The 25,544-nt window shown below is 63.4% G+C and carries 27 protein-coding genes and 1 tRNA gene; 11 read left to right on the forward strand and 17 right to left on the reverse strand.

Features of this window, described 5'->3' with window-relative positions:
• Positions 1 to 9 precede the first annotated feature (9 nt).
• Both WAB17_RS13850 and WAB17_RS13855 read left to right on the forward strand, forming a co-directional pair.
• On the forward strand, positions 10 to 906 hold the full coding sequence (locus WAB17_RS13850) for a hydrogen peroxide-inducible genes activator (protein ID WP_435417927.1): 897 nt from the start codon (positions 10 to 12) through the stop codon (positions 904 to 906).
• A gap of 100 nt (positions 907 to 1,006) precedes the next feature.
• Positions 1,007 to 1,342, forward strand: a complete 336-nt coding sequence (locus WAB17_RS13855; RefSeq protein ID WP_435417928.1) for a PilZ domain-containing protein — start codon at positions 1,007 to 1,009, stop codon at positions 1,340 to 1,342.
• 4 nt (positions 1,343 to 1,346) lie between these two features.
• On the opposite strand, the gene pgsA is transcribed toward WAB17_RS13855, so the two are convergent.
• Positions 1,347 to 1,955 (reverse strand): CDP-diacylglycerol--glycerol-3-phosphate 3-phosphatidyltransferase, encoded by a 609-nt coding sequence (pgsA, locus tag WAB17_RS13860; RefSeq protein WP_435417929.1) that lies wholly within the window; start codon positions 1,953 to 1,955, stop codon positions 1,347 to 1,349.
• Positions 1,956 to 2,074: 119 nt separating this feature from the next.
• Between pgsA and WAB17_RS13865 the strand changes: the two genes are divergently transcribed.
• Positions 2,075 to 3,379 carry an MFS transporter gene (locus WAB17_RS13865; protein ID WP_435417930.1) on the forward strand — a complete coding sequence of 435 codons (1,305 nt, stop codon included), beginning with the start codon at positions 2,075 to 2,077 and terminating at the stop codon, positions 3,377 to 3,379.
• On the opposite strand, the gene WAB17_RS13870 is transcribed toward WAB17_RS13865, so the two are convergent.
• On the reverse strand, positions 3,376 to 3,594 hold the full coding sequence (locus tag WAB17_RS13870) for a hypothetical protein (protein ID WP_435417931.1): 219 nt from the start codon (positions 3,592 to 3,594) through the stop codon (positions 3,376 to 3,378). The genes WAB17_RS13865 and WAB17_RS13870 overlap by 4 nt on opposite strands.
• Positions 3,595 to 3,743: 149 nt before the next feature.
• Here WAB17_RS13870 and WAB17_RS13875 point away from each other — a divergent pair, with 149 nt between their 5' ends.
• Positions 3,744 to 5,405 carry a thiamine pyrophosphate-binding protein gene (locus WAB17_RS13875; RefSeq protein WP_435417932.1) on the forward strand — a complete coding sequence of 554 codons (1,662 nt, stop codon included), beginning with the start codon at positions 3,744 to 3,746 and terminating at the stop codon, positions 5,403 to 5,405.
• Positions 5,406 to 5,417: 12 nt separating this feature from the next.
• Here WAB17_RS13875 and WAB17_RS13880 read toward each other — a convergent pair whose 3' ends face one another.
• Positions 5,418 to 5,837, reverse strand: coding sequence for an EVE domain-containing protein (locus WAB17_RS13880; RefSeq protein ID WP_435417933.1), 420 nt, complete (start codon positions 5,835 to 5,837; stop codon positions 5,418 to 5,420).
• 158 nt (positions 5,838 to 5,995) lie between these two features.
• On the opposite strand from WAB17_RS13880, the gene WAB17_RS13885 reads away from it, so the two are divergent.
• The 5 genes from WAB17_RS13885 to WAB17_RS13905 are packed head-to-tail and all read left to right on the forward strand — an operon-like array spanning position 5,996 to position 11,466.
• The gene (locus WAB17_RS13885) at positions 5,996 to 7,666 is read left to right on the forward strand and encodes a putative bifunctional diguanylate cyclase/phosphodiesterase (RefSeq protein ID WP_435417934.1); all 1,671 of its coding nucleotides are present in this window, start codon (positions 5,996 to 5,998) and stop codon (positions 7,664 to 7,666) included.
• 53 nt (positions 7,667 to 7,719) lie between these two features.
• Positions 7,720 to 8,529 (forward strand): diaminopimelate epimerase, encoded by an 810-nt coding sequence (gene dapF / locus WAB17_RS13890; protein WP_435417935.1) that lies wholly within the window; start codon positions 7,720 to 7,722, stop codon positions 8,527 to 8,529.
• Complete coding sequence (locus tag WAB17_RS13895) at positions 8,526 to 9,713, forward strand: MiaB/RimO family radical SAM methylthiotransferase (RefSeq protein WP_435417936.1); 1,188 nt, start codon at positions 8,526 to 8,528, stop codon at positions 9,711 to 9,713. The genes dapF and WAB17_RS13895 overlap by 4 nt, the downstream gene beginning before the upstream one ends.
• On the forward strand, positions 9,710 to 10,810 hold the full coding sequence (gene ftsY / locus WAB17_RS13900) for a signal recognition particle-docking protein FtsY (protein WP_435417937.1): 1,101 nt from the start codon (positions 9,710 to 9,712) through the stop codon (positions 10,808 to 10,810). The genes WAB17_RS13895 and ftsY overlap by 4 nt, the downstream gene beginning before the upstream one ends.
• The gene (locus tag WAB17_RS13905) at positions 10,807 to 11,466 is read left to right on the forward strand and encodes an inner membrane-spanning protein YciB (protein ID WP_435417938.1); all 660 of its coding nucleotides are present in this window, start codon (positions 10,807 to 10,809) and stop codon (positions 11,464 to 11,466) included. Before ftsY ends, WAB17_RS13905 begins: the two co-directional genes overlap by 4 nt.
• On the opposite strand, the gene WAB17_RS13910 is transcribed toward WAB17_RS13905, so the two are convergent.
• The 10 genes from WAB17_RS13910 to WAB17_RS13955 form a co-directional block, all read right to left on the reverse strand.
• A complete protein-coding gene (locus WAB17_RS13910; RefSeq protein WP_435417939.1) occupies positions 11,463 to 13,400 on the reverse strand; it encodes a potassium transporter Kup in 1,938 nt (645 codons plus the stop codon). The two genes, WAB17_RS13905 and WAB17_RS13910, sit on opposite strands and share 4 nt — an antisense overlap.
• Before the next feature lie 117 nt (positions 13,401 to 13,517).
• The gene (locus WAB17_RS13915; protein ID WP_435417940.1) at positions 13,518 to 14,192 is read right to left on the reverse strand and encodes a tetratricopeptide repeat protein; all 675 of its coding nucleotides are present in this window, start codon (positions 14,190 to 14,192) and stop codon (positions 13,518 to 13,520) included.
• Complete coding sequence (locus tag WAB17_RS13920) at positions 14,189 to 14,602, reverse strand: cytochrome c-type biogenesis protein (RefSeq protein WP_435417941.1); 414 nt, start codon at positions 14,600 to 14,602, stop codon at positions 14,189 to 14,191. The genes WAB17_RS13915 and WAB17_RS13920 overlap by 4 nt, the downstream gene beginning before the upstream one ends.
• Complete coding sequence (locus tag WAB17_RS13925; RefSeq protein ID WP_435417942.1) at positions 14,599 to 15,120, reverse strand: DsbE family thiol:disulfide interchange protein; 522 nt, start codon at positions 15,118 to 15,120, stop codon at positions 14,599 to 14,601. Before WAB17_RS13925 ends, WAB17_RS13920 begins: the two co-directional genes overlap by 4 nt.
• Complete coding sequence (locus tag WAB17_RS13930; protein ID WP_435417943.1) at positions 15,117 to 17,063, reverse strand: heme lyase CcmF/NrfE family subunit; 1,947 nt, start codon at positions 17,061 to 17,063, stop codon at positions 15,117 to 15,119. The genes WAB17_RS13925 and WAB17_RS13930 overlap by 4 nt, the downstream gene beginning before the upstream one ends.
• A complete protein-coding gene (ccmE, locus tag WAB17_RS13935; RefSeq protein ID WP_435417944.1) occupies positions 17,060 to 17,521 on the reverse strand; it encodes a cytochrome c maturation protein CcmE in 462 nt (153 codons plus the stop codon). Before ccmE ends, WAB17_RS13930 begins: the two co-directional genes overlap by 4 nt.
• A complete protein-coding gene (locus WAB17_RS13940; RefSeq protein WP_435417945.1) occupies positions 17,518 to 17,673 on the reverse strand; it encodes a hypothetical protein in 156 nt (51 codons plus the stop codon). Before WAB17_RS13940 ends, ccmE begins: the two co-directional genes overlap by 4 nt.
• Positions 17,670 to 18,392 carry a heme ABC transporter permease CcmC gene (gene ccmC / locus WAB17_RS13945; RefSeq protein ID WP_435417946.1) on the reverse strand — a complete coding sequence of 241 codons (723 nt, stop codon included), beginning with the start codon at positions 18,390 to 18,392 and terminating at the stop codon, positions 17,670 to 17,672. Before ccmC ends, WAB17_RS13940 begins: the two co-directional genes overlap by 4 nt.
• Before the next feature lie 69 nt (positions 18,393 to 18,461).
• Positions 18,462 to 19,526: a Leu/Phe/Val dehydrogenase gene (locus tag WAB17_RS13950; protein ID WP_435419396.1), complete on the reverse strand. Its 1,065-nt coding sequence runs from the start codon at positions 19,524 to 19,526 to the stop codon at positions 18,462 to 18,464.
• 60 nt (positions 19,527 to 19,586) lie between these two features.
• Positions 19,587 to 19,663 (reverse strand) — tRNA-His (locus tag WAB17_RS13955).
• A gap of 193 nt (positions 19,664 to 19,856) precedes the next feature.
• On the opposite strand from WAB17_RS13955, the gene WAB17_RS13960 reads away from it, so the two are divergent.
• Both WAB17_RS13960 and WAB17_RS13965 read left to right on the forward strand, forming a co-directional pair.
• The gene (locus WAB17_RS13960; protein ID WP_435417947.1) at positions 19,857 to 20,504 is read left to right on the forward strand and encodes a prolyl hydroxylase family protein; all 648 of its coding nucleotides are present in this window, start codon (positions 19,857 to 19,859) and stop codon (positions 20,502 to 20,504) included.
• 77 nt (positions 20,505 to 20,581) lie between these two features.
• Positions 20,582 to 21,046, forward strand: a complete 465-nt coding sequence (locus WAB17_RS13965) for an MOSC domain-containing protein (RefSeq protein ID WP_435417948.1) — start codon at positions 20,582 to 20,584, stop codon at positions 21,044 to 21,046.
• A 66-nt stretch (positions 21,047 to 21,112) separates the two neighbouring features.
• On the opposite strand, the gene rpmE is transcribed toward WAB17_RS13965, so the two are convergent.
• The 4 genes from rpmE to bamA all read right to left on the reverse strand — a co-directional run bounded on the left by rpmE (position 21,113) and on the right by bamA (position 25,383).
• The gene (rpmE, locus tag WAB17_RS13970) at positions 21,113 to 21,337 is read right to left on the reverse strand and encodes a 50S ribosomal protein L31 (RefSeq protein ID WP_435417949.1); all 225 of its coding nucleotides are present in this window, start codon (positions 21,335 to 21,337) and stop codon (positions 21,113 to 21,115) included.
• Between the two features lie 103 nt (positions 21,338 to 21,440).
• A complete protein-coding gene (fabZ, locus tag WAB17_RS13975) occupies positions 21,441 to 21,896 on the reverse strand; it encodes a 3-hydroxyacyl-ACP dehydratase FabZ (protein WP_435417950.1) in 456 nt (151 codons plus the stop codon).
• A gap of 26 nt (positions 21,897 to 21,922) precedes the next feature.
• The gene (locus WAB17_RS13980; RefSeq protein WP_435417951.1) at positions 21,923 to 22,612 is read right to left on the reverse strand and encodes an OmpH family outer membrane protein; all 690 of its coding nucleotides are present in this window, start codon (positions 22,610 to 22,612) and stop codon (positions 21,923 to 21,925) included.
• Positions 22,612 to 25,383 (reverse strand): outer membrane protein assembly factor BamA, encoded by a 2,772-nt coding sequence (gene bamA / locus WAB17_RS13985; protein ID WP_435417952.1) that lies wholly within the window; start codon positions 25,381 to 25,383, stop codon positions 22,612 to 22,614. The genes WAB17_RS13980 and bamA overlap by 1 nt, the downstream gene beginning before the upstream one ends.
• Positions 25,384 to 25,544: the final 161 nt, after the last annotated feature.

The raw sequence follows: 25,544 nt of genomic DNA on the forward strand, positions 1-25,544 counted from the left end.
GCCGTTACGGTGTCCACCTACCTCCCCACGATCAAGCAGTTGCAGTACCTCGTCGCGTTGCATGAGCATGGGCATTTCGGGCGTGCGGCCGAGGCGAGCTTCGTATCGCAGTCGACCCTCTCGGCGGGCATCCGCGAACTCGAATCCCTTCTTGGCGTAACGCTGGTCGAACGCAGTCGCCGGGTCGTCAGGTTTACGCCGCTGGGCAATCAGGTGGTGGAGAAGGCCCATCGGCTGCTGCGTGAGGCAGAAGAGCTGTCGGACCTGGTCCAGGCCGCGGGCAAGCCGCTTTCGGGTACCGTCCGCATGAGCGTTATTCCGACCATCGCCCCCTTCCTCTTGCCGCGCATTCTGCCGCGGCTGCGCAAGGAGCGGCCGGAACTGAAGCTGTTCCTGCGCGAGGAGACCAGTCACGACGCCGTGGAATCGCTCCATCACGGGCGTGTCGATTGCGTGCTGCTCGCCCTGCCCTTCGCCACCGGCGAGGTCGAGATGGAGCATATTGCCGACGACGCTCTCTTCGTCGCCTTCCCCAAGGATGATCCGCGCGACCCGCCGGAGATCGTCAAACCGAGCATGATCGATGAGGGACGACTTCTGCTCCTCGAGGACGGGCACTGCCTGAAGGAACACGCCCTTGCCGCCTGCAACCGGCCCGAGCTGCGCGGCAGCGCAACGATGATCGGCACCTCGCTCCACACACTGGTGCAGATGGTCGACAACGGGCTCGGCCTGACCATGCTGCCGCAGATGGCGCTGGACGCAGGAATTCTCGCCAATACGGACGTGGTCGCCCGGCCATTGAAATCCAACGCCGCCATGCGCGAGATTGCCCTGATCTGGCGGAGGAATTCCCCGAGGTCGGAGGAGTTTCGCTTGCTCGCGGCTGAGATACGCAAAGGTTGAGGGGTAGTGGCAAGGACCGCCTCATCGCATTCATCAAATATTGGGATTTTTGTAACATTGTTGCCGGGCTTAGGGTCTCAACAATGGAAAGTCGCCAATCATGCGCTCTTTCAATCGTTTCTCGACTGACGAGGAAATCGCCGTCTTCATCGAAGGCGAGCGCGATGTCGCAACACTCTACAACCTGTCATGCGGCGGTTGCATGATCGAATTGCGCAACCCTGCGGCCCGCGAGGGCGCGGCGGTCGAAGTCAATTTGCGCGACATGGTGACCGCGACTGGCCACGTTATGTGGCGGATCGACGACAAGGCAGGCATCAAGTTCGGCACGCCGGTGCATCAGAAGATCGTCCAGATGCTCGGATATACTTCGATGCTCGAAGGGTTTGACGCGGATGATCCGCGCGACCGGTTCGGACTCCCGCTCTACGGTTGACTGGTCAGTCCATGTGCTTGAGGCCGACGCGAAGGTAATCCCAGCCGGTCACAAGCGTAAGGACAGCCGCCGCCCAAAGGCTGGCAAGGCCGACGAGATGGATCCACTGGCTGGAAAGCGTCCCGCAGTCCTGTGCCACCGAATGGCATGGCACGCCATGCACCGCCCCGCCGAGTATCAGGGCGCCGAGGCTGAGCAGCTGGAATGTCGTCTTCCATTTGGCGAGGCGCGACACCGGAACCGAAACGCGCAGCGGGCCGAGAAACTCCCGCAATCCCGAAACGGCGATTTCCCGCACCAGGATGACCAGCCCGGCAATGACGTGCAAGTCCCCTACATAGGGGCCGCGCATGAAGCCCTGGGCCGTCAGCACCAGGATGATCGCCGCGACCATGATCTTGTCTGCGATCGGGTCGAGAAACTGGCCGAGCTTGGATACCGTCCCCTGCGCGCGGGCGAGGTAGCCGTCGAGGTAATCGGTAAACCCGATAAGGCTGTAGAGGACGAAGCCGATCGCATAGCCCACTTGCCAGTCCGGCCACCAGAGGAAGAAGGCGAGCAACGGCACCGCCAGGATGCGCGACAGGGTCAGGAGGTTGGGCAAGGTCAGCATCGGCCCGGCTTTAGCGCAGTGCTTTGCCGGGAAAAAGCGTTCGCAAGATACTATCCCTCGCCGCGAACAGTCTCTAGTGAGTGGCCAGCCGCGGCGTGCCGCGTCGCCAAGGGGTTTCCATGACGTCGCTCGACCTGTTGCGCAGCCGCAAGTTCCTGCCGCTGTTCGTGACCCAGTTGCTGAATGCCTTCAACGACAACCTCTACAAGAACGCGATGGTGCTGTTCGTCGTTTACAGCATCTACAATTCCGAAAGTGCCGAAGGTGCCTTCAGCGGCATCGCATCGGGCGTCTTCATCCTCCCGTTCTTCATCCTTTCGGCGCTCGCGGGACAGCTTGCCGACATGCGCGACAAGGCGAAGATCATTCGCATCATCAAGTTCTGCGAAATACTGATCATGCTGGTCGGGGCCGCGGGGCTTGTCATGGCATGGGAAGGCATCGCTGTCGAAAGCTTCGCCATCCCTCTCCTGCTTGTCGCCTTGCTGGCCATGGGGATCCACTCGACATTCTTCGGCCCCATCAAGTACGCCATTTTGCCGCAACACCTCCCGCGCGAGGCGGTCCTGTCCGGCACCGGATGGGTCGAGGCCGGAACCTATATCGCGATCCTCGCCGGCACGATCATCGCCGGGTGGATTTCGGTGGAGGCTGCCGCTGTCGGCATCGTCCTGACCGCGATCGTCGGCTGGCTGGTAAGCCTCAGCGTGCCCAGCGCTCCACCGCAGGGCGAAGTCGAACCGCTCGACTGGCACATCCTGCGCGCCTCGGTGAAGCTCGTGCGGGAAACGATGAAGATCCGGCAGGTTTTCCTGGCCATCCTGGCAATCAGTTTCTTCTGGTCGATCGGCACCGTGCTGTTCGTGCAGTTCTTCCCGCTGGCGAAAAACGTGATCGTCGCCAGCAAGGAAGTGGCGAGCCTCTTCCTGGTGGTCTTCTCCATCGGGGTGGCGATCGGTTCGATCGTGGTCAACCGGCTGCTGAAAGGCGTCGTTTCGGCACGGTATTCGCCGGTTTCGGTGATCGTCATGGGCGGTTTCGTCGTGGCATTCTACGCCGTGTGCAAGCTGTGGCAACTCGACCCGCCCGCCGAATTGCTGACCGTGGGCGAGTTCATCGCTTGGCCGATGGCAAGCGTGCTGCTGCTGTGCCTGCTCGGGATTGCCATTTCGGGCGGCATGTTCGTGGTGCCGCTCTATGCCTTCCTGACCACACGGGTCGCCCCCGACAAGACGTCGCGGACGATAGCGGCCAACAACATCGTCAATTCAGGCGCGATGGTCCTGGGATCGCTGATCGTGATGGGCATGAGTTTCGCCGGCATACCGGTGACCGAACAGCTGCTTTTCACAGGTTCGATGTGCCTTGTGTCGGCCTGGCTGGGGCGCTTGCTGCACCGTGCCGAGATAGCGGAAAGCGCTTAGATGATGAACACCAGCACGGCTGCGAGACTGGCGAAGTAGGCGCTCGCAAAGCCGCGAATATCCTCTCGCGTCAGGTTCCATGCTGCCCGGAGCGGCGCCGCCGGCTGGCTTGCGCGCACATGCGGCGGCAGGCTGGCGCGAAACGGATGGCGGGCCCCCTCGTCCGTGAGGACGAGCGAACGACGCGATGATCTGGCAGCGGTTATCGTGTTCATGATGCAGGTGTTAACGAATTGCTAACCATCGCGCTCCTGCCGATTTCCCGCTGTTGCAGCGCGGGACATTAAGGGTGATTGTTCACGACGGACGGTGGATAACTACGCTGGCGTTGTCGCCTCGCGGCTTGGTCGCTAGAGGCGCTGGTATGAGCGATACTCCGACACCCGACGCCGCCCGCCTGCTGGTCGAATGCCTTGTCGAACAGGGCTGTGACCGCATCTTCACGGTGCCGGGAGAAAGCTTCCTGCAAGTGCTCGACGGTTTGCACGGCCAGGCCGATATCGACGTGATTACGTGCCGGCAGGAAGGCGGAGTCAGCTTCATGGCCTGCGCCGATGGCGCCATGACCGGTCGGCCTGGCGTGGCCTTCGTCACCCGCGGGCCCGGCGCGACGAATGCGACGATCGGCGTGCACGTGGCGTTCCAGGACTCCCAGCCGATGGTCCTGTTCGTGGGCGATGTCGCGCGCGACATGAAGGATCGCGAGGGGTTCCAGGAAATCGACTTCCCGGCCTTCTTCGGGCCGATCGCCAAATGGGCGGCAAAGATCGACAATGCCGACCGGATTCCCGAATATGTCGCGCGTGCCTGGTCCGTCGCCATGTCCGGGCGTCCCGGACCGGTCGTGCTGGCCTTGCCGGAAGACATGCTGTCGGACACCACTACGGCAAAGGCGCGGCCGCAGGTGGTGCGCCCGGCCCAGCCGCCCTGCCCCGATGCCCTTCAGGCCATGCTGGCATTGTTGGCCGATGCCGCTGCACCGGTTGCGATCATCGGCGGCGCGGGCTGGAACGCCAAGGCACGCGCGCATTTCCAGTCCTTCGCCGAACGGATCGGCCTGCCGGTCGCCACCGCTTTCCGCCGTCAGGATGCTATTTCGCCGCAGTCTCCGGTTTACGCCGGCAATCTGGGTTATGGCCCAAATCCGAAACTGGTCGAGCGGATCAGGCAGGCAGATCTAATCCTTGCAGTCGGTGCGCGTCTCGGCGAAGCGACGACGGACGGTTATTCGATCGTCACCCCCGACCATCCGGCGCAGCTGCTCATTCACGTCCACCCCGATCCCAACGAGCTCGGCCGCGTCTTCCGGACCGACTTGCCGATTTGCGCCGACATGGCCGAGTTCGCCGAAGCCGCCGATTTATTGGAGGACAGCGACATCATCCCGTTCGATGCGGGCGCCGAGGCTCATGCCGATTGGCTCGCATGGTCCACCGCCCAACCCGGTGACTGGTCGCTCGATCTGGCAAGCTGCGTCGCATTCATGAGGGAAACGCTGCCAGCCGACACGATGATCTGCAACGGAGCGGGCAATTTCGGCGGCTGGTGGCATAGGTACTGGCATTACGACGGTTACCCGACCCAGCTCGCCCCGACCTGCGGTGCCATGGGGTACGGTGTTCCCGCCGCCATCGCTGCGGCGCGGCGTTTCCCCGACCGGACCGTGGTCGCCGTCGCGGGAGACGGCGATTTCATGATGAACGGCCAGGAACTTGCGACCGCCGTTCAATATGACGTCGACCTGCTCGTCATCATCGTCGACAACGGGGCCTACGGCACGATCCGCATGCATCAGGAACGCGAATTCCCCGCCCGCATTTCCGCTACGGAGCTCAAGAACCCCGACTTCGCGGCACTGGCGAAGGCCTATGGCGGCTGGTCGGCCCGGGCAGAGACCACCGATCAGTTCAAGGCGGCGCTGTTGGAAGCCAGGGATGCGAAGGGGCTCAGGCTGATACACTGCCTGATCGACGTGGAGCAGCTTGCTGCCAGCGGAGCGACCGTCAGCGGCCTCCGCAACCGCTAGCTTGTCGATCCATCACGCGCGGGCCTCACCCGCCATCTCGAGCACGATCTGCCATTCTTCCGGCCTGATTTCGGCCACCGAAAGGCGCGACAGCTTTATCAGTTCGATCTCGGACAACCGGGGTTCGGCCTTTATCTCTTTCAGGCTCACAGCCCGCTTCAGCAGCCTTACCGGCTTGACCTTGACTGCTGCCCACTTTCCTTCCGGATCGGTCGGGTCGGTAATTCCGGCTACGCTCACCTCGCAGATGCCGACAATCTCCAGCCCCTCGCGCGAGTGATAGAAAAAGGCTTGGTCACCCACCTCCATCGCGGCCAGATTGTTGCGCGCACGGTAATTGCGAACACCGTCCCAGGTGCCTTCCTTTTCCGCCACGAGATCGTCCCAACTGTACTTGAAGGGTTCCGATTTCATCAGCCAATATCGCGCCATCGTGGGCAGTCTCCGTCAATCTATCGCTATGCGGGTCGAGGTGCCGCGGGTGTCATAAGGTAAGCGATAGGTAAACCGGCGATTTACCCATTTTTCAATCAGACCGGTCATAAGCAGGCTGCATATTCCCCTGTCGGGGGCAAGAAGACCGGGGGAACATGACCAGACTTCGGGGCAGGCGCAAGGACGGGCTGGAAAATACCCGTCGCGACATGCTGGCACTTGGCATCGCCATTGCCGCAATCATCCTTTTCGTCGGCACCGGCAGCGCCGTGCTGCCCGATATCGTGCGGCAATGGATCGACGGCACCGCCGACGGGCCCAATGTCGTCCTCACCAATGCGCTTCTGCTCAACATCGCATTGATCGTTTTCGGCTGGCGCCGCTATCGCGAACTTCGTGTCGAAATCGACACAAGGCGTGAAGCGGAAGAGCGGGCCCGCGAACTGGCCGAGATAGACCCGCTCACTGCCTGCCACAACCGCCGCAGTGCCACTCACGAAACGGACCGCGCGATCGCGCGTGCCCAGCGCGAGGGGAAAGCGGTCGCATTCATCATGGTCGACCTCGACAACTTCAAGCAGGTCAACGACCTGAACGGTCACCAGGCGGGGGACGATGTCCTTGTCCGGGCAGCAGAGCGCATGAAAGCCCTGCTGCCGCGCGACGCCCTGCTGGCACGTCTGGGTGGAGACGAGTTTGCGGTGGTCTACCCTTACGATCGCCACTCGCCCGATCATGTCGAACAATTCGTCTCGCGGCTGATCGACAGCGTGTCTGCGCCGATGGCAATCCAGGGCCAGCAGATCGAGACTACGACCTCCGTCGGCGTCGCTTCCGGCCTGTCCGGACGGCATGGCGAACGCAGCGAGATCGATGCGCAGGTGCTGATGCACCAGGCCGACATCGCGATGTATCACGCCAAGCGCCAGGGCAAGAACCGCTTCTACTGGTTCGAGGAAACGATGGAAAACGAACTGCGCTTCCGCAACCAGCTCGAAACGGGTATCCGCCAGGGCGTAGAGCGCGGCGAATTCGTGCCCCATTACGAACAGCAGGTCGATATCGCCACCGGGCGCCTGATGGGCTTCGAGATGCTCGCCCGCTGGCAATCGCCCGACCTCGGCACGGTCGGTCCGGAGATATTCATTCCCGTGGCCGAGGAGATCGGCGTCATCGCCGAACTTTCCGAAGGGTTGATGCGCCAGGCCTTCATCGATGCCCGCGAGTGGGACCCGTCCCTCACCATCTCGGTCAATATCTCGCCGGTGCAGCTGCGCGACCCGTGGTTTTCTCAGAAACTGCTCAAGCTGCTGCTCGAATGCAATTTCCCGCCGCAGCGGCTCGATATCGAAGTCACCGAAAGTTGCCTGCACGAGAATATCGGCGTCGTGCGCTCGATGATAACGAGCCTCAAGAACCAGGGCGTCAAGATCAGCCTCGACGATTTCGGCACAGGCTATTCCTCGCTCGCACAGCTTCGATCGCTGCCGTTCGACCGGATCAAGATCGACCGCAGCTTCGTCAGCGAACTGCGGGACGAGGATGCCAATTCGCAAATCGTCGCGGCCATCATTGCCTTGGGCGCCGGACTCGACATGCCGATCACGGCAGAGGGCATCGAAGACAGCAAGATCCTGGAAACGCTCAAATCCATGGGCGAGATGAAGGGCCAGGGGTATCACTACGGCCGGCCGGAACCCGCATCGGAAGTCCGGAAGCGCCTGGCGAAAGAAGGCCTGCTGGCCCCGGCGCACGAAGCTGGCGGCGTCGATCCGAGCGCCGATGCGCAGGATGTGACACCGGATGAACGTCGCCGCAGCGCCTGAGCTGACGACCCTGCCCCTTTACCCGGGGCGCTCTGCACCATAGATGCGCAGCGATGCGCGTCAGCTTCACCAAGATGCATGGCCTGGGCAACGACTTCATCGTGCTCGATGCCCGGACCGATCGGCTTCCGCCGATGAGCGAGGCCATGGTGCGGGCCTTGGCCGATCGCACGACGGGTATCGGTTGCGACCAGCTTATCCGGCTGGAACCTGCCGACAGTGCGGATTTCCGCATGCGCATCTTCAATGCCGACGGTGGCGAGGTCGAAGCCTGCGGCAATGCCAGCCGCGCCGTCGCCATCCTGCATGGAACGGCCGCGCGGGTCGAGACGACCGGGGGGACCATCGACATCGCTCCTGCCGATGGCGGCGCGCGTGTCGATATGGGCAAGCCGCGCTTCGAGTGGGACGCCATTCCCCTCGCCTACCCGATGGACACGCTGACCATGCCCGTCGGTTGGGGAGAACTCGAAAGCCCGTCAGCGGTAAATGTCGGCAATCCGCACGTGGTGTTCTTCGTGGCCGACACGCAGGCGGTTCCTCTCGACATGATGGGGCCGGGGATCGAGACCGACCCGCTCTTTCCCGAACGGATCAATGTGAATGTCGCGACGGTGACCGGGCCCGATGCCATTGCGCTGCGGGTATGGGAACGCGGTGTGGGCCTGACCCGCGCCTGCGGCACGGGAGCCTGTGCCACGGCCGTTGCAGCGATGCGCAGAAGGCTCACGGGACGCAAAGTGAAGGTCACCTTGCCCGGCGGTACGCTGGGAATCGAATGGGATGCCGGCGACCGCATCATCATGACCGGTCCGGCGACCGAAAGCTTCCGGGGCAGTTTCGACTGGGGCGACTACGCGTGAAGGCACCTCAAGGCGCTGATGTCATTTCCCTTGGGTGTCGGCTGAACATCGCCGAAAGCGAGCAAATTCGCGCCCTTCTGGCGGACGAAAGTGACGTCGTCGTCGTCAACAGCTGCGCCGTTACCAGCGCCGCCGTGCGCCAGACGCGACAGGCGATCCGGCAGGCGCGCAAGGCCAGGCCCGACGCAAGGTTGCTTGTCACAGGTTGCGCGGCCGACATCGAGCGCGATGCATTCGCCGCCATGGCCGAGGTCGATGGCCTGGTGGCAAACATCGCCAAGCTCGATCCGCGCGCCTGGAATGTTCCACCAAAGCCCCTGTCGATACGCAGCGAGAAGCACACCCGCGCCTTTATCGCAGTGCAGAACGGCTGCGACCATGCGTGCACCTTCTGCGTGATCCCGCAAGGTCGCGGAGCCAGCCGGTCGCTCAACGTCGCGCAAGTCCTGCGCAAGGTTGAAGACCATCTCGCCCTCGGAGCGCAGGAAGTGGTCCTGACGGGAGTCGACGTGACCAGCTGGGGGCATGACCTGCCGGGCTCGCCCAAGCTCGGCGAGCTTGTCAGGCGGGTACTCGACACCTTCCCTCATCTTGCCCGCCTGCGGATGTCCTCCCTCGACGGGATCGAGGTCGATGGCGAACTGTTCGATCTATTCGCCCAGCACCCGCGCGTGATGCCGCACATTCACCTGTCGTTGCAGCACGGCGATGATCTGATCTTGAAGCGGATGAAGCGCCGTCACAGCCGCGCGGACGCTGTCGAACTGGTCACCCGCCTCAAAGCATTCCGAGCGGAGATCGCCATCGGAGCCGATCTGATAGCAGGCTTCCCGACCGAAACATGCGAGCACCATGCCGCCAACCTATCGATCATCGAGGATCTCGAGATCGTCCACGGCCACATTTTCCCCTATTCGCCCCGCCCCGGTACGCCTGCAGCACGGATGCCACAGGTGGATGGTGCGACGATCCGCGCCCGCGCGGCCGAATTGCGCGCTTCCGTCGCCTCGGTCCGTAATCGCTGGCTCCAACAACAGGTGAGCAAGCCGCAAGTGATCCTCGCAGAAGCCGACGGTTGCGGCTATTCGGCAAGCTACGCCCGTGTCGCTGCACCTGCGGGCACGCCAACAGGAAGCATTGTGACCGTTATTCCCACAAAACTCGAACAAGGTCTGCTGGCATGAGCTGGAATGAGCGCCTGTTTGGCGGCTTCAAGAAGACCTCGGATCGGCTGAGCGAGAACCTTGCCGCTGCGGTCAAATCTGCCGAGCCGGTTCCCGTAGACGAACCTGCACCCGAGCCTGACCAGCGGGCTGAATTCGCCGGTGAGCCCGATCAGGTTGCCGTCCCACCCGCTCCGGCGCCCGCTCCAACCACGGCTCCGCTCCCGTCGGCAACACCCGAACCCGCACCTTCGATCGTGGCCAAAGTCGCAACCACGATGCGCACCACCCGGCTTGACGATGCCACGCTCGACCATGTCGAGGATGCGCTGATCATGTCGGACCTTGGCCCTGCCGCCGCCGCCCGCATCCGAACGAAGCTCACGGACAAGCGCTTCGGTCTGCAGATCAGCGAGCGCGAATTGAAGGAAGCGGTGGCGGAAGAGATCGCCGCTATCCTGCGCCCAGTGGCGAAGCCGCTGGAAATCACCGCTTTCCCCCGCCCGCAGGTGATCCTGGTCATCGGGGTCAATGGCAGCGGCAAGACGACGACCATCGCCAAGCTGGCGCACTGGTTGAAAGAAGACGACTACGCCGTGATGCTGGCGGCCGGCGATACTTTCCGAGCCGCCGCCATTGCCCAGCTCGCGACATGGGCGGACCGGCTAGACGTGCCGATCGTCAAGGGGCCGCAGGGAGGCGATCCGGCCAGCATCGTGTTCGACGGGGTCAAGGCCGGGACCGATCGCGGCACCGACGCCCTGATCGTGGACACCGCCGGTCGCCTGCAGAACAAGCGCGAGCTGATGGACGAGCTGGCCAAGGTCCGCAAAGTTCTCGGCCGCCTTAACCCCGAGGCACCGCATGATGTAATTTTGGTGCTCGATGCAACCAATGGTCAGAACGCACTGAGCCAGATCGACGTTTTCAAGGAGGTCGCGGGAGTTACCGGGCTGATCATGACCAAGCTCGACGGAACAGCTCGCGGCGGCGTGCTGGTGGCGGCGGCCGAGCAATACGGCCTGCCGATCCATGCCATCGGCGTAGGCGAGAAGATCGACGATCTGCGGCCGTTCGATCCGGACCTCGTCGCCAAAGTTATCGCGGGGATTGCATGAGTACCGAAAGCGAAAGCGAAACCGCCAAGAAACCCTCCGGATGGCTCAATGTAGCGGTCGATTACGGCCCGCTGCTGGTCTTCTTCCTGACTTACAGATACTTCTCGCCGACCGAGAGCGAGGCGATCGGCGAGGTTGCCGCGATCATCAAGAGCACGCTGGCCTTCATGGTGGCCTCTGTGGCCGCGCTGATGTTCTCGAAGTACAAGCTCGGCAAGGTGTCGCCGATGCTGTGGTTCTCTACCGCGCTGATTATCGGCTTCGGAGCCTTGACGGTGTTTTTCGGCGACGAAACCTTCGTGCAGATCAAGCCGACGATCATCTACGCCGTGATGGGTGCGGCGCTGCTCCTCGGTTACTGGCGTGGCAAGTCCCTGCTCAAGCTGTTGCTCGACGCGGCCTTCGAAGGGTTGAGCGATGAAGGCTGGCTCAAGCTCAGCCGCAACTGGGGCGTGTTCTTCTTCGTCCTGGCCGGACTGAACGAGTTCCTGCGCTGGTATCTCGACTTCGGCGACTGGCTTGCGGCCAAGCTCTGGGTGTTCCTGCCGCTCACCTTCCTGTTTACCTTCACGCAAATCCCTATGCTGCTGAAGCACGGCCTTTCGCTCGATAGCACCGACGATGTGGTCAAGGACGAACCGCCGACGGCGGGCTAGATCTTCAGCTGGCTGCCCAGTTCGACAACCCGGTTGGTGGGCAGGTTGAAGAATTCCATCGCCGTCGCCGCGTTGCGCAACATCCAGGCGAACACCTTCTCGCGCCAGATCGGCATGCCGGGCTCGTCGCTCGGCAACAGGGTCTGGCGGCTCAGGAAGAAGCTGGTGTGCATCATGTCGAACTTGCCGCCGCAGCGTTCCATCTGCTTGAGACCTTCGGGCACGTTGGTTTCTTCCATGAAGCCGTAATGCAGCACGGCACGGTAGATACCCTGACCGACCTCGTGGATTTCGCAGCGCTTCTCGGGATCGACATAGGGTATCTCGGCGATATCGACTGTCAGGATCACGACGCGCTCGTGCAGCACCTTGTTGTGCTTGATGTTGTGGAGCAGCGCCGACGGCACCCCGGCCGTGCTCGATGCCATGAAGATCGCCGTTCCGGGCACCCGCACCGCGCTGTTGTTGGCGCTCTTGGCGAAGATCTCGATCGGCAGGGCGACTTCGCTCATCCGCTCGCGCATGAGCTTGCGTCCACGTGCCCATGTCGTCAGCAAGGTGAAGATCACCAGGCCGACCAGCAAGGGGAACCAGCCCCCATCCGGCACCTTGATCAGGTTGGCGCCGAGATAGGCCATGTCGACAATGAAGAAAGCGGCGACCAGCGGCAGCGCCTTCCACAGCGGCCAGCGCCAGAGCGATATCAGCACGGCAGCAAGAAGGATGGTGTCGATGAACATCGCACCCGTCACGGCAATGCCGTAGGCGGCGGCAAGATTGCTGGACGACTGGAACATCAGCACCAGCGCAATAACCATGATCATCAGACCCCAGTTGATGACAGGGATGTAGATCTGGCCGGCAGTCGAGGCGCTGGTGTGCTTTATCCGCATCCGCGGGATGAAGCCGAGCTGGATCGCTTGCTGGGTTAGCGAGAACGCGCCGGAAATGACGGCTTGGCTGGCGATGATCGTCGCCGCTAGCGCCAGGAATACTACCGGGATGCGCACTGCGTCGGGGATCATCAGGAAGAACGGATCCTTGATCAGGGCCGCCGCGTCTGTATCGGGCGCAAGGACCATGGCGCCCTGCCCCATGTAATTGAGCATGAGGCACGGCAACACCAGCGCGACCCAGCTGATGCCGATCGGCTTGCGCCCGAAATGGCCCATATCGGCGTAGAGAGCTTCTGCCCCGGTCACCGCCAGCACCACGCTGCCCATGGCGACGAAAGCGCGGAACCCGTCGGTCATGAAGAAAGTCAGGGCATTGAGCGGATTGAGCGTTTCCAGGATGATGCCCGGCATCTCCACGATGTACATGGTGCCCAGCACGGCAAGGGTGACGAAATACAACAGCATGATCGGCCCAAACAGGCCGCCGACCTTTTCCGTCCCGCGCGATTGCATCGCGAACAAGGCGAACAGGATCGCGACGGCCAGCGGCACGATGTAGGGCTTGATACCCGGGCTGACGTATTGAAGGCCCTCTGTCGCAGACAAGACCGACATGGCGGGGGTAATCATCGAATCGCCATAGAAAAGCGCGGTGGCGAAAACCCCCAGAAGCACGAAGGGCGCAGTCCACTGGGCCCCACGCGAGCGCCGGTTGATCAGCGCCAGCAGTGCCAGGCTGCCACCTTCGCCGCGGTTGTCCGCCCGCATGATGGTCAAGACGTATTTGAACGTCACGACCATCATCATCGACCAGAACACGAGACTCAGCACCCCGTGGATGTGGACCGGATCGACCTGGATCCCAGGGACGTCGCCATGCGAGGCGAAGGTTTCGCGGAAAGCGTATAGCGGGCTTGTGCCGATATCGCCGAAAACCACCCCGATGGCGCCCAGCGCCAGCTTGGCGACGCCGTTCTTGTGATGGGATGCCCCCGCAGAATGCGGCACGTATTCTGCGGTGGGGGAAGCGTCGCTCATGAATTCGGTGGTCCCGACCCTACGGCAGATCGCGCAATCTGCGGCCCTTGTTGCTGGCTGTTGCCTCGCCAGGCGCGACGCGGGCGATTAGCAGGGCCTATGGCCGTGCGCAACACGTCACTCTTGCGGCGCCGGTGCGGATGGAGCTTGCCCTTGCTGCTGCCGCGCCATGGCGGCGAAAAGCTGGTCCAGGGCCAACACCCGCTCGGCCACGAACTCGCGGCCCTCGGCTTCGGGGGTGGACGCTTGCAGGCCGGCGACCCATTGCCTGCGCGCTTCGGGCGCGTTCCCGGCCCGCAAGGCGTTCACGCCGCTAAAGAACGCCGGGCCCGGATTGCCGGGCAGTTTTGCGCGAGCCTGCTCCAGCGCAAACGCGGCAGGCTTGGTGACGACGCCATCGGCATGCTCGACCAGCGCCACGCCCAGCGCCAGCCAGGCTTCGCCATCCTCAGGGTTTTTCGCCACGACGCCTTGGAGGATGCGGGCCGCCCGACCGAAATCGCCCTTCCGGGCAAAGCCGTCGGCGAAGACCACGAAGTTGTCGGGCAGGTCGGACGGCGAGAAGAATTCGCGCCGGGCATCGACAAGGCCGGTATTGCCGCCGCCCGATTGAGCGCTCCGTGCCGCCGGCGCCGATGCATAGCCGGGCGAACCCTGCCACGCATATCCGGCAAGCCCGAAGACGATGACCGCAGCCAACAACGTCCACAGGCTACGCTGGGCGCGTAGCAGCAGGGCGCCGGCTGCCAGCGCACACATGCCGATAATGATAGCTCCGATCCAGCCTGTCATGTCCGGCGCATCCGGTGGAAGAAGAGGCCAAGGGCTGCCAGCAGCAGCAGGGCAGGAACGGCAAAGAGCGGCCACGTCGACGCCGACACGGTCGGTTCGTAACTGATGTAGTCGCCGTAGCGCTCGATCATCCAGGCGCGGATCGCTTCGGGATCTTCACCTGCCGCGATCCGGCTGCGCACCTGGTGCCTCATGTCGCCGGCAATGGCTGCGTTGCTGTCGTGGATGGATTGGGATTGGCAGGTCAGGCAGCGCAGGGTCGCCATCAGATCGAGGGCGGCCGCTTCCTTTGCCGGGTCGTCGAGCTGGACATTGGCGTAAGGCGCCTGCGGCATCTGGTCCTGCGCCAAAACCGGAGCCGCAGCCGGGGCTGCAATCGAAAACAGGAACCACAGGAAGAAGCGCATCATGCCGCCTTCTCCAGTTCCTGCAACAGCACATCGATATCGCGGTCGGTTACCGGCCCGATCAACTGGTAACGGATGACCCCCTGCCCGTCGACAACGAAGGTTTCCGGAACCCCGCTGGCACCGATCGCAACGTGGAGCTGCGAATAATCGTCGCGAACGATGGTGCTGTAGGGATTGCCATGCTGCGCCAGGAAGCGCTCCATGTTCTCCGGCTTGTCCTTCAGCGCGACGCCGACGATCGTCGCACCCCGTGCCTCGAGCATCTCGAGCATGGGCGCCTCTGCAATGCAGGGCGCGCACCAGCTCGCCCAGATGTTGAGCAATTTGGGCTTGCCGTCTTGGAACACCGCCTGGGTCACCGTTTTGCCGTCAGCGCCTTGCAAGGAGAAGGCAGGCACCGGTTTGCCGATCATGGCACTCCGCACGTTCTCGTCGCGGGGCTGCGTCAATTGGTAGGCGGCGATGCCGACAAAGAACAGGAACAGCGCGAGCGGCACCCAGAGCAGCAGCTTCTTCATGCGACGCCTTCCTCTCCGCGCCGGATCGCAATCTGGCGCAGCAGCTCGCGGCGACGCAGGTGACCGGCAATATGGCCAACCATCCCCAGCAGGCCGCCGAGCGCAATCAGCAGGCCACCGTACCAGATCAGGGTAACGAATGGCTTCCACCACAGGCGTAGCTGCCACCGCCCATCGCCGGTCGCATCGCCCAGCACGGCATAAAGCTGTCCGTCCCAGCGCGTTTCGAGCGCACTTTCGGTCGTTTCCTGAACCGGTTGGGTAAAGGTGCGCGCCTGCGGGCGGAGAACATGGGTCGCACCGCCGGACGTGACGGAAAGCCCTGCTTCGAGAGCCGTCCAGTTGGGACCGGCAGTCGGCGTGACGCTGTCCAGCGTGACGATCCAGGGCCCAACCACGGTCTTTTCACCGGGGCTGAGCGCGGCAAGTTTCTCGCGCGTGAAAGCGGCTTCGCTGGCCATGCCGAACAGCGCGACAGCGATGCCGAAGTGGGCGACAACCATTCCCCATGTCGGCAGCGGCACCCGCAGGAGCTTGCGACCCCATAACGGCTGGAGGCTGGCGACGGCCAGCGTCGCAGACAGTGCAAGGCCAAGGGTCGCGAGTATGCCGTGCCCGGCCAGCACGGTCGCCAGCAGCAATGCTGCGGCCAGGACCGCCGCCGACAGGGCCACCGGCCGGCTGATCCGCGCGGCCCGGTCCTGCCGCCAGCGGAGCAGCGGGCCGGCGCAGAGGACAATCAGCAAGGGGATGAAAAACACGGCGCTGACCGGGTTGAAGTATGGCGGACCGACCGACACCCGCGTGCCCATGGCTTCGGTCAGCAAGGGATAGAGGGTACCGAGCAGAACCACCCCGAGGATGGCGGAGAGCATCACGTTGTTGAACACCAGCGCGCTTTCCCGGCTCACCGGGGCGAAGCGTTCCCCTTCGGAGATAGCGCCGGACCGCAGGGCAAACAGCACCAGCGCCCCGCCGATGTATATCCCGAGTAGCACAAGGATGAAGAAACCCCGCTCCGGATCGACGGCAAAGGCATGAACGCTCGTCAGTACGCCTGATCGGACCAGGAACGTGCCCAGCATGCTCATCGAGAAAGCCACCACTCCAAGCATGACGGTCCACGTCCGCAAGGCGTCGCGATTGGCGAGGACGCTGACCGAGTGCAGCAGGGCGGTAGCGGCAAGCCAGGGCATTAGGGATGCATTTTCCACCGGGTCCCAGAACCAGTATCCGCCCCAGCCGAGTTCGTAATAGGCCCAGTACGATCCGGCCGTGATCCCGATGGTCAGGAACACCCAGGCGGCCAATACCCATACCCGCATGGCCCGGGCGAAATCCGGGGTTACCTGCCGCGTCACCAGCGCACCGACGACGAAGCTGAAGGCGACCGAGAGCCCGACGTAACCGATGTAGAGCGTCGGCGGATGGAACGCGAGGCCGATGTCCTGCAGCAGCGGATTCAGCCCCGCCCCGGCCAGCGCCGGCGACGGAAGTCTCTCGAACGGGTTGGACGAAAACAGCAGGAACGCAAAGAAACCGAGCGCAACGAAGCCCTGTGCCGCCAGTGTGGCCTGCATCGTGCGCTCGGGCAGGCGCTTCTCCAGCCATGCGATCGCAGCGCCGGCCAGGGCCATGACAGTGACCCACAACAGCATGGAGCCTTCATGGTTGCCCCATGTTCCGCTGAGCTTGTACACCATCGGCTTGTCGACATGGGAATTGCTGGCGACAAGTTTCACCGACAGGTCGGTGATTGCGAACAGCCACAACAGGCACGCGAAAGCGATTGCCAGCATCAGGCCCTGCAAGATGGCGACCGGTCGCGTCAGCATACCGATATCGGCGCCCTGTTCGCGCAGGGCGAGAGCGCCGCACAAGAGCTGCGCCAGGCTGAGCGCGGCAGCGATCCAGAGAGCGGCAAGGCCGGTTTCGGCTATCACGGGGCCGACGTTTCCTCGAGGGTCGCGGGCGTCTTGTGCCCTTCCATGTCCTGCAACTCGCGCGGTACGTAATTCTCGTCGTGCTTGGCGAGCAGGTTGTCGGCCACGAAAGTGCCGTTGGCCTGGTACTTCCCTTCCGCCACGACACCCGACCCCTCGACAAACAGGTCCGGCAGGATGCCGGCATAGCGCACCGGCACGGTAGCTTCGCCATCCCCGACAACGAAAGCGACGGTGATCCCATCCGGCTCGGTTTTCAGGGAGCCCTGCTGCACCATCCCGCCGAGCCGCACGGCCTGGGAAGGCCCGGGTTTCTCGACGGCGATCTGGCTTGGCGTGTAGAAATAGCTGGCCTGGTTGCGAAGGGCCCAGGCCGCCAACAAGCCGGCGCCAACCAGTGCGACGAGCGCGATCACGATCAGCACGAGCCGCTGGTGCTTGGCCTTGACAGCGGTCATGTTCCCCTCGTCCCGTTACGGGCCGCGTCGCGGCGACTTTCGGCACGGGTCATGGCGATCCAACTCCACGCCACGGTCGCCAAGGTCCCGGCGGTCCCTAGCGCATAGGCGGCAATGACGAAATCCCACTGGTCCAGCGCTTCGCGCATCATGCCGCCTCCATCGCCCGGCGGCGCAGTCGCGCTTCGGTCTGGATATCCGCCAGCAGCGTGCGCATGCGCGCCAGCACGACGCCGCCGAAAATCAGCGAGAAACCGATCGTCGCCGCCAGCAGCGGCCACAGGAACTCGGGCGCGATGGCGCTCTTGCCCATGGTGATCGAAGGCGGCTGGTGAAGCGAGTTCCACCACACCACACTACGGTTGATGATCGGGATGTTTATCGCCCCGACGAGGCCGAAAATCGCCGGAATGCGCTGCGATGCGCCCTCCCGCTCGCTCGCCTGCGCCAGCGCCAGGTAGGCGGCGTAGAGGAACAGGAGCACCAGCATGCTGGTGAGCCGTCCGTCCCACACCCACCACGTTCCCCAGGTCGGCCTGCCCCAGATCGATCCCGTGGCAAGGCAGATCGCGGTAAACACCATTCCCGGCACGGCTGCGGCCCGCGCGGCGAGCGCTGCCAGCGGATGGCGCCAGGCCAGGAAGACAAGGCTGGAGACGGCTATCGCGCTCCACCCCCCCATACCGAGCCAGGCGGCAGGGACATGGATGTAAAGGATGCGCACGGTCTCGCCCATGAGCCTGTCGGGCGGCACCTGGGTCAAGCCCCACCAGAGCGATCCGGCGGTGACGACAAGTCCGCTCGCCAGCAGTAACGGCGTCAGCCAGCTGGCAAGCGACAGGAACCGTTTGGGATTGGCAAATGCGTGCATCGGGTTGGGCCTGACGCGGCCTCTAGCCCGCGTGATGGCTGCCCGCAAGCAGGACCGGAGGCCGTATCGTCAACGACCGATCAGCTTTTGCGCCATGCGGTCCGCAACCACGTCGGACGACACGCCGCTGCGCTCGCTTTCCTGCCAGATCTGCAACAATCGTTCAGGAATCTGGGCGATGCGCTTGCGGACTTCGTTGATGCCGCCGGCACTGCCTGACTGACGGTCGAGATATTCCTGCGCCACGCTGATGATGCCGCCGGCATTGATGACGTAGTCGGGCGCATAGAGGATACCGCGGGCGGCGAGCATTTCGCCATGCTTGGCGCGGGCAAGCTGGTTGTTGGCCCCGCCCGCCACGATAGGGCAGTCGAGCCGTGCAATTCCGTCGTCGTCGAGGATCGCGCCGAGCGCGTTGGGGCTGAAAACGTCGCAAGCGACACTCATGATCGCGTCGGGCGCGACGGACGTGCCACCCAGTTCCTGCGCCAGCATCGCCGCGCGCTCCTGGTTGATGTCCGACAGGGTGAGTTTGGCCCCGTCCTTGGCCAGGAGGCGGGCGACGCCGCTGCCGACGCTTCCGGTGCCTTGCAACGCGACATGCACGCCCGAAACGCTGTCCCTGCCCAGCTTGTGCTGCACGGCTGCCTTGATGCCGAGATAGATGCCCATCGCCGTGAAGGGGCCCGGGTCGCCGCCCGCTGCGCCTTCGCCCTCCACCGGGAGCCCGGAGACATGGCTGGTGCGCTGCGATACCGCCACCATGTCGGCTTCGCTGATGCCGACGTCTTCCGCCGTGACGTAGCGCCCGCCCAGTGCCTCGACAGCATCGCCGAACGCGGCGAGCATTTCGGGCGACTTGGTCTTGTTCGCATCGGCGAGGATTACCGCCTTGCCGCCGCCCATCGGCAGGCCGGCCATGGCATTCTTGTAGCTCATCCCGCGGCTGAGGCGCAGCGCGTCGCGCATCGCAGCCTTGGGGTCCTCGTAATGCCAGAAGCGCGTGCCCCCGGCGCCCGGGCCCAGATGGGTCGAATGCAAGGCGATAATCGCGGTCAGGCCACTGCTGCGGTCGTGCACGAGCTGGACCAGCTCGTGATCGTCATAATCCGCTTCGGTCCAGAAAGCCGTCATCGCGTTCATAGTCCCCTGCCCCTGGTTTCGGGTGGATAAGCAGGACAGGACGGGGAGAAATGGGGCGATCGAGGGGTCTCGAACCCCCGACCTCCGGTACCACAAACCGGCGCTCTAACCAACTGAGCTACGATCGCCACAAGCCCCGAACAAGCCGTGTAAGGCGGGGCTGTTACGCCGATCCGGGCACCCGTCAAGGCCGCCCGAACGCGGGGGCGAGCCTGTTGCACAGAGCGCCTGCCATGTGAAGCGAAAAGTGAATTTGCATGGCAACGGCGCAAGATTGTTACGCAGGCTTGCAGGCAACATCGGACCGGCTACAGAAAACCCATGCTTCCCGCTGGCGAATCCTCGGCTGAACGCCTGGCGCAATATGGCGACGTCCAGCGGCTGCCGTTCGAGAAACTTGAATTGTTCCAGCGAAAGGGCTTCCTGCCGCCCGATCTGTGCGCGCAACTGATCGCGCTGATCGAGGCGGGGCGTCGTCCCTCGACGCTGGCCGATCACAACGGCGACCAGTATTTCCGCACGAGCGAGACCTGCGACCTCGACCCCGCCGAACCGGCCGTGCAGCGGCTGGAGGAGATGCTCTATGCCCTGAACGGGATCGACCCGGCCCATGGCGAGCCGGTCCAAGGCCAGCGCTATGACGTCGGGCAGGAGTTCAAGCCCCATGTCGACTGGTTCAACCCGCAAGGCCAGGATTGGGAGAAGTACTGTGCCGTCGCCGGCCAGCGGACCTGGACCTTCATGATCTACCTCAACGATGTCGAGGCAGGAGGCGCGACGCGGTTCAAGGTGCCGAAGAAGAACTTCCAGCCCGAAACCGGCAAGTTGCTGGGCTGGAACAATCGGCGACCCGACGCGAGCGGCACGCTGGTCGGGAACGTCAGTACCATGCACCACGGAATGAAGGTGCGCAAAGGCATCAAGTACGTGATCACCAAATGGTATCGGGAAAGGCCATGGGGTTGGTGAGCGAGTGCTCCACGGTCCTGGCAGTGTGTCGTTCAGACGCGCACCGTTTCTCCAAGCTGGCGTGCACGGAGATCGAATTGATCGCTGGCCTGGGAGTCGAAGGCGATGCACATGCGGGCGTTACGGTACAGCACCTCTCTCGCGTCCGTGCCGACCCGAGCCAGCCCAACCTTCGCCAGGTGCACCTTATCCATAAGGAACTGTTCGACGAGTTGGCGATCAAGGGTTTCTACATCCGCCCCGGCGACCTGGGCGATAACCTCACGACTGAGCATATCGACCTGCTCGGCCTGTCACGTGACACCTTGCTGCGCATCGGTGAGGATGTCGTGCTGCGCGTGACGGGTTTGCGCAACCCTTGCGCGCAGATCGACGCCTTCGCCCCCGGGCTCCTCAAGGAAGTGGCTGTGAAGACGCCGGGAGGGATCATGCGCAAGGCCGGAATCATGGCAGTGGTGGAACACGGCGGGACTGTGCGCCCGGGCGATCGGATCGAGATCGAAGCGCCCTCGGGCCCGCCTATTCCCCTCGACCGGGTCTGAAACGAAAAAGGCGGCCCCGTCGGACCGCCCTTCCCTCGCAGCTTTCGCTGCAAACTGGTGAAGCGTTTACTTCTTCAGGCTGAGCCCGCCGAAGCGCTTGTTGAAGGCTGCGACGCGGCCGCCCTCGGCAATCTGCTGCTTGCCGCCGGTCCAGGCCGGGTGGCTGGTCGGATCGATTTCGAGCGCCAGCGTGTCGCCTTCCTTGCCCCAGGTCGAACGGGTCTGGAATTCGGTGCCATCGGTCATCTTGACCGTGATGGTGTGATAATCGGGGTGCCCTTCGGCCTTCATGATCTTGGTCCTTCGTAGCTTGTGCCCGGTACCGACCGGGCGCGCTGTGTTCGGAAAGGCGCGCCCTTAGAGGGACGTCGCGGAAATATCAAGCGCCGTGTGCCTAGGCGGGCGGGTCGGCGATCATCGCCGTGAATTCCGCCTCGCTCGTCACGGCGCCTTCGACACTGGCCGTACCCTTGAACTTGTACACCCGGCTGCGCTTCTGGGTGAACTCGACCTCGAGGTCGAGCAGGCAGCCTGGCGTGACCGGCTTGCGGAACTTGGCGTTCTCGATGCCCATGAAGAACACGAGCTTGCCGGTCCCCGCGAGTTCCAGCGTCTCGATACCGAGAATCGCCGCAGCCTGGGCCATGGCTTCGATCTGCAAGACCCCCGGCATGATGGGCGCGCCCGGGAAATGCCCCTGGAAGAACTCTTCATTCATCGTCACGCCCTTCACGGCACGGATGCGTTCCCCCAGGGTCATCGACTTCACCCGGTCGACCAGGAGCAGCGGATAGCGATGCGGCAGCGCCTTCAGTATCCGCTGGATGTCGTAAGCCGTATCGCCGGTCATTCCATGTGCCCCCCGGTACCGAAGACCTAGCGGCCGGAGGGCTGTTCGCCGGCCGGCGCAGGCTGGCCCTGCTGCTGGCGGGCGGCAGCCTGCTGTGCGGCGACCAGGATCAGCTGCTGGATCGTCTGGTGGATTTCCACCGTATCGCGGCGCGGCTGGTATCCGGCCGGCGGCGTGGTGGCGACCGAAGGAACCAGGGTGTTAAGTGCGGTAAGAATATCCTTGGTCACATCGACCTGATCGGCGGCATACTGGAACGCTTCCGGCGTCAGCATGACCTGGATCTTCTTCGACTGGATCACCTGCGACTGTGCTTCGCCATAGCGGGCCAGCAGCTGTTCGATGACATAGTACTGCGAGAGCACGATCGGCAGCGAGAGCTGGTCAAGCTGCTGTTCCTTTGCCTGGTACTGCTGCCACACGGCGGGCTGGGCATCGGCTTCGGCCTGCGTCAGGTTGCGGTCGCCATTGGTATCCATGCCCTGCTGCAGGGTCGTGATCTCGCCCCGCAGCGTGTTGATCTGCTGGATCTGGGTGGCATTGGCGGTGTTGATGGCGTTGTACGCGGCAATCCGCGCCTGCGACTGCAGCAATACGGCTTCCGGGCTGCTGGTGGCGATACCCGCCACCTGGGCCTGCGCCGGTACAGCCACGGGACCGACGGTGGCAGCGGCCAGCGCAACTGCGGCGAGCGAGTTCTTGAGTACGGATTTCATCAGAATTGCGTTCCTACGTTGAAGCTGAAGAGTTTGGTGTCGTCGCCTTCCACTTTCTTGAGGGCATAGGCGAAATCGATCCGGAACGGGCCGAAGGGCGAATTCCAGTCCACCCCGATGCCCACGGAAATGCGCGGCGTCGGCGTATCGCCTAGGAAGACTTCCTGGAACGGTGCGATATTGCTGACCAGCGCATCGTTGTTGGCCGTTCCGAGGCAGGATGGCGGATTGGGGTTGATGGGGTTGGTCACAGTTGAGATATCGCCCGGAGCCGTGCCGGGGGTACACACCGCCGCACCGCCACCCGGTGGCGTGATCAGCGTCGCCACGTTGATCTGGGTAAAGAGCGCATTGCCGCTGGCATCGCGGATCGGGATATCGATCCCGTCGGGGAACGGGCTGTTGTTGAGCACCGGCCGGGTAACGTTGAACAGCGCGCCGACATCCATGAAGATCGAAGGGCGCAGGCCGAGGTCGGCAGCCCCGCTTCCCAGCGGAATCTGCAGTTCGGCCCGTCCGAGATAGTAGGCATTGCCGCCCAGCGCATCGTCGGAAATCCGGTTGCGATCGGTGACGATCTGGGGATTGCCGTTGCCGTCGTCGATGATCGGCTGACGCAGCACACGCGGGCCGACACCGCGGATGTCGAAGCCGCGGATCTGGGGTTCGCCAAGGAAGAACCGGTCGTTCAAGCGGACATCGTCGACGCCGACGCCCCCGCGGTCCGACAGGCCCTTGATGTAGCCACCTTCCGCGGAGACCGAGAAGATGAAGTCGCCGAATACCTGCCAGAACTTGCGCGCGCTCGCCCGGGCCTTGACGTATTTCACGTCCCCGCCCAGTCCGGCGAAGTCCAGGCCAAGGGTGAACTGGTCGCCGCGCGTCGGGCGATAGCGGCTGTTCAGCGTATCGTAGACGAAATTCGCGCCAAGGATCGAGCTGGTGCGCTTGCCGATGACATCGCACAGGTACCGTCCGGCCAGCAACGGCTCGCAGCTGCGTACGCCGTCACCGTCGAAGTCGGCGAAGTAGGTGTTCTCGTCGAGCGTGATGTCGTCAAAATTGAGCGTGTAACTGCCGACGACCGACAGGTATTCGCTGAGCGGCACGCCGAGCCGGATCGAAGCCCCCGTCTGGGTCTGCTCGAAAGTGGTGTTGCGTTCCTGCCCGGTGAAATTGAAGCTGTTGAAGTCGCGCCGGTAGATGTCCGCACCGAGCGAGATGTTCCGATCGAACACATAGGGTTCGACGAAGCTGATGTTGGCGGAACGCGAATAGCGCGACCACTGCACGCTGGCGCCGACAGTCTGCCCGCGACCGCGGAAGTTGCGCTGGCGGATCGATGCGGCGAGCAGGAAGCTTTCGATGGACGAGAAGCCCGCCGAAAGCTGCAGTTCGCCGGTGGGCTGCTCCTCGACGTTCGCTTCGAGGATGATGCGGTCGGGATCGGCCGTTTCCTTCTGCTCGATCTCGAAACCTTCTTGGAAGAAGCCGAGCGAATTGATGCGGTTGGTCGACCGCTTGACCGCCAGGCTGTTGAAGGCGTCGCCTTCGGCGATGCGCATTTCGCGGCGGATCACCTTGTCCTGCGTCAGCGTGTTGCCGTTGACGTCGACCCGCTCGACATAGACGCGCGGCGCCTCGGTCAGGACCAGCGTGACGTTCATCGTCCGGTCTTGCTGGTTGCGCACGAATTGCGGGCGCACCTCGGCGAAGGCGTAGCCGAAGGTGCCGGCCAGTTCGGTCAGCTGCTCGGTAATGTCCTCAATGGTCTTGGCGTTGTACCAGGCGCCCTCTTCGATGGTCAGCTGCGACGTCATGGTCGCACTGTCGAAGTCGCGCAGGTTCGATTCGACCTTCACGTCGCCGAACTTGTAGCGTTCACCTTCCTCGACAACGTAGGTGATGATGAAGTCGCGCTTGTCGGGCGTCAGTTCCGCCACGGCCGAAACGACGCGGAAATCCACATAGCCTTCGGTGAGGTAGAACTCGCGCAGCTTCTGCTGGTCGAAGGCGAGACGGTCGGGGTCGTAGGAGGTATTGCCGCTGAGGAAGTTCTTCAGCCGCGACTCCTTGGTCATCATCTCCCCCTTGAGCTTGCCGTCGGAGAAGACTTCGTTGCCAATGACGTTGATCTGGCGGACCTTGGACTTCGGCCCTTCGTTGATCTCGAACACCAGGTCGACGCGGTTCTGGCTGAGCTGCACCGTCTTGGGCTCGACCGTCGCGGCATAGCGGCCCTGGCGCTTGTACAGCTCGATGATGCGCGCGACGTCAGCACGGACCTTGGAGCGGGTGAAGATCTGGCGCGGCGCGAGTTTGATCTCGGGCGCGATCTTGTCCTCCTTCAGGCGCTTGTTGCCTTCCAGGATGATGCGGTTGATGACCGGGTTCTCGGTTACCTGAATGATGACATTGCCGCCCTGGTTCCGGATGCTGGCGTTGGCGAACAGTTCGGTCGCGTAGAGATCCTTGAGTGCCTGGTCCGCCTCGACCTGGGTATAGACCTGACCCGGACGAAGGCGAATGTAGGTGAGGATCGTGTCGGGCTCGAGCCGCTGGGCGCCTTGCACCGAAATCGTCTGGATGACCTCCTCCGTTGGTGCGGCAGACGGCGCGGCAGGGGCCGACGAGGATGCGGCATCCTGGGCGTAAGCAGGCAGCGGCACACCCGCCAAGATGGTCCCCGAAAGCAAGGCAAGTGCCCACTGCGGCTTGGTGCGCGAGAGAGTGCGCGAAACAGGGGTCGAGCCCAAATCGGTGCCGTTCATTGCGGAAATTTTCCCGTCCAGTGTGTGTGCCGGCCCGGATACTCGCCTGCTGGACTACGCATCGGTGGCCGGATTGATCGATCCGCCGCCCTGTGCCCGATGCGTCGCCCCCAATCAAGCAGGAGAGTGTCCATTGAACCCTCTGATGCCGACCTGTCCCC

The sequence above is a fragment of the Parerythrobacter aurantius genome, assembly GCF_045291475.1.
Classification (GTDB): Bacteria; Pseudomonadota; Alphaproteobacteria; order Sphingomonadales; family Sphingomonadaceae; genus Parerythrobacter; species Parerythrobacter aurantius.

What these genes read in the sequence shown, in the direction of transcription:
- WAB17_RS13870 (WP_435417931.1), bottom strand. Translation starts at nt 3,594, where the DNA reads ATGAACACGATAACCGCTGCCAGATCATCGCGTCGTTCGCTCGTCCTC.
- WAB17_RS13905 (WP_435417938.1), top strand. Translation starts at nt 10,807, where the DNA reads ATGAGTACCGAAAGCGAAAGCGAAACCGCCAAGAAACCCTCCGGATGG.
- rpmE (WP_435417949.1), bottom strand. Translation starts at nt 21,337, where the DNA reads ATGAAGGCCGAAGGGCACCCCGATTATCACACCATCACGGTCAAGATG.
- ftsY (WP_435417937.1), top strand. Translation starts at nt 9,710, where the DNA reads ATGAGCTGGAATGAGCGCCTGTTTGGCGGCTTCAAGAAGACCTCGGAT.
- ccmE (WP_435417944.1), bottom strand. Translation starts at nt 17,521, where the DNA reads ATGACCGCTGTCAAGGCCAAGCACCAGCGGCTCGTGCTGATCGTGATC.
- fabZ (WP_435417950.1), bottom strand. Translation starts at nt 21,896, where the DNA reads ATGACCGGCGATACGGCTTACGACATCCAGCGGATACTGAAGGCGCTG.
- WAB17_RS13875 (WP_435417932.1), top strand. Translation starts at nt 3,744, where the DNA reads ATGAGCGATACTCCGACACCCGACGCCGCCCGCCTGCTGGTCGAATGC.
- WAB17_RS13940 (WP_435417945.1), bottom strand. Translation starts at nt 17,673, where the DNA reads ATGATGCGCGAAGCGCTGGACCAGTGGGATTTCGTCATTGCCGCCTAT.
- ccmC (WP_435417946.1), bottom strand. Translation starts at nt 18,392, where the DNA reads ATGCACGCATTTGCCAATCCCAAACGGTTCCTGTCGCTTGCCAGCTGG.
- pgsA (WP_435417929.1), bottom strand. Translation starts at nt 1,955, where the DNA reads ATGCTGACCTTGCCCAACCTCCTGACCCTGTCGCGCATCCTGGCGGTG.
- WAB17_RS13980 (WP_435417951.1), bottom strand. Translation starts at nt 22,612, where the DNA reads ATGAAATCCGTACTCAAGAACTCGCTCGCCGCAGTTGCGCTGGCCGCT.
- dapF (WP_435417935.1), top strand. Translation starts at nt 7,720, where the DNA reads ATGCGCGTCAGCTTCACCAAGATGCATGGCCTGGGCAACGACTTCATC.
- WAB17_RS13925 (WP_435417942.1), bottom strand. Translation starts at nt 15,120, where the DNA reads ATGAAGAAGCTGCTGCTCTGGGTGCCGCTCGCGCTGTTCCTGTTCTTT.
- WAB17_RS13910 (WP_435417939.1), bottom strand. Translation starts at nt 13,400, where the DNA reads ATGAGCGACGCTTCCCCCACCGCAGAATACGTGCCGCATTCTGCGGGG.
- WAB17_RS13885 (WP_435417934.1), top strand. Translation starts at nt 5,996, where the DNA reads ATGACCAGACTTCGGGGCAGGCGCAAGGACGGGCTGGAAAATACCCGT.
- WAB17_RS13920 (WP_435417941.1), bottom strand. Translation starts at nt 14,602, where the DNA reads ATGATGCGCTTCTTCCTGTGGTTCCTGTTTTCGATTGCAGCCCCGGCT.
- WAB17_RS13950 (WP_435419396.1), bottom strand. Translation starts at nt 19,526, where the DNA reads ATGACGGCTTTCTGGACCGAAGCGGATTATGACGATCACGAGCTGGTC.
- WAB17_RS13855 (WP_435417928.1), top strand. Translation starts at nt 1,007, where the DNA reads ATGCGCTCTTTCAATCGTTTCTCGACTGACGAGGAAATCGCCGTCTTC.
- WAB17_RS13960 (WP_435417947.1), top strand. Translation starts at nt 19,857, where the DNA reads ATGCTTCCCGCTGGCGAATCCTCGGCTGAACGCCTGGCGCAATATGGC.
- bamA (WP_435417952.1), bottom strand. Translation starts at nt 25,383, where the DNA reads ATGAACGGCACCGATTTGGGCTCGACCCCTGTTTCGCGCACTCTCTCG.
- WAB17_RS13865 (WP_435417930.1), top strand. Translation starts at nt 2,075, where the DNA reads ATGACGTCGCTCGACCTGTTGCGCAGCCGCAAGTTCCTGCCGCTGTTC.
- WAB17_RS13915 (WP_435417940.1), bottom strand. Translation starts at nt 14,192, where the DNA reads ATGACAGGCTGGATCGGAGCTATCATTATCGGCATGTGTGCGCTGGCA.
- WAB17_RS13880 (WP_435417933.1), bottom strand. Translation starts at nt 5,837, where the DNA reads ATGGCGCGATATTGGCTGATGAAATCGGAACCCTTCAAGTACAGTTGG.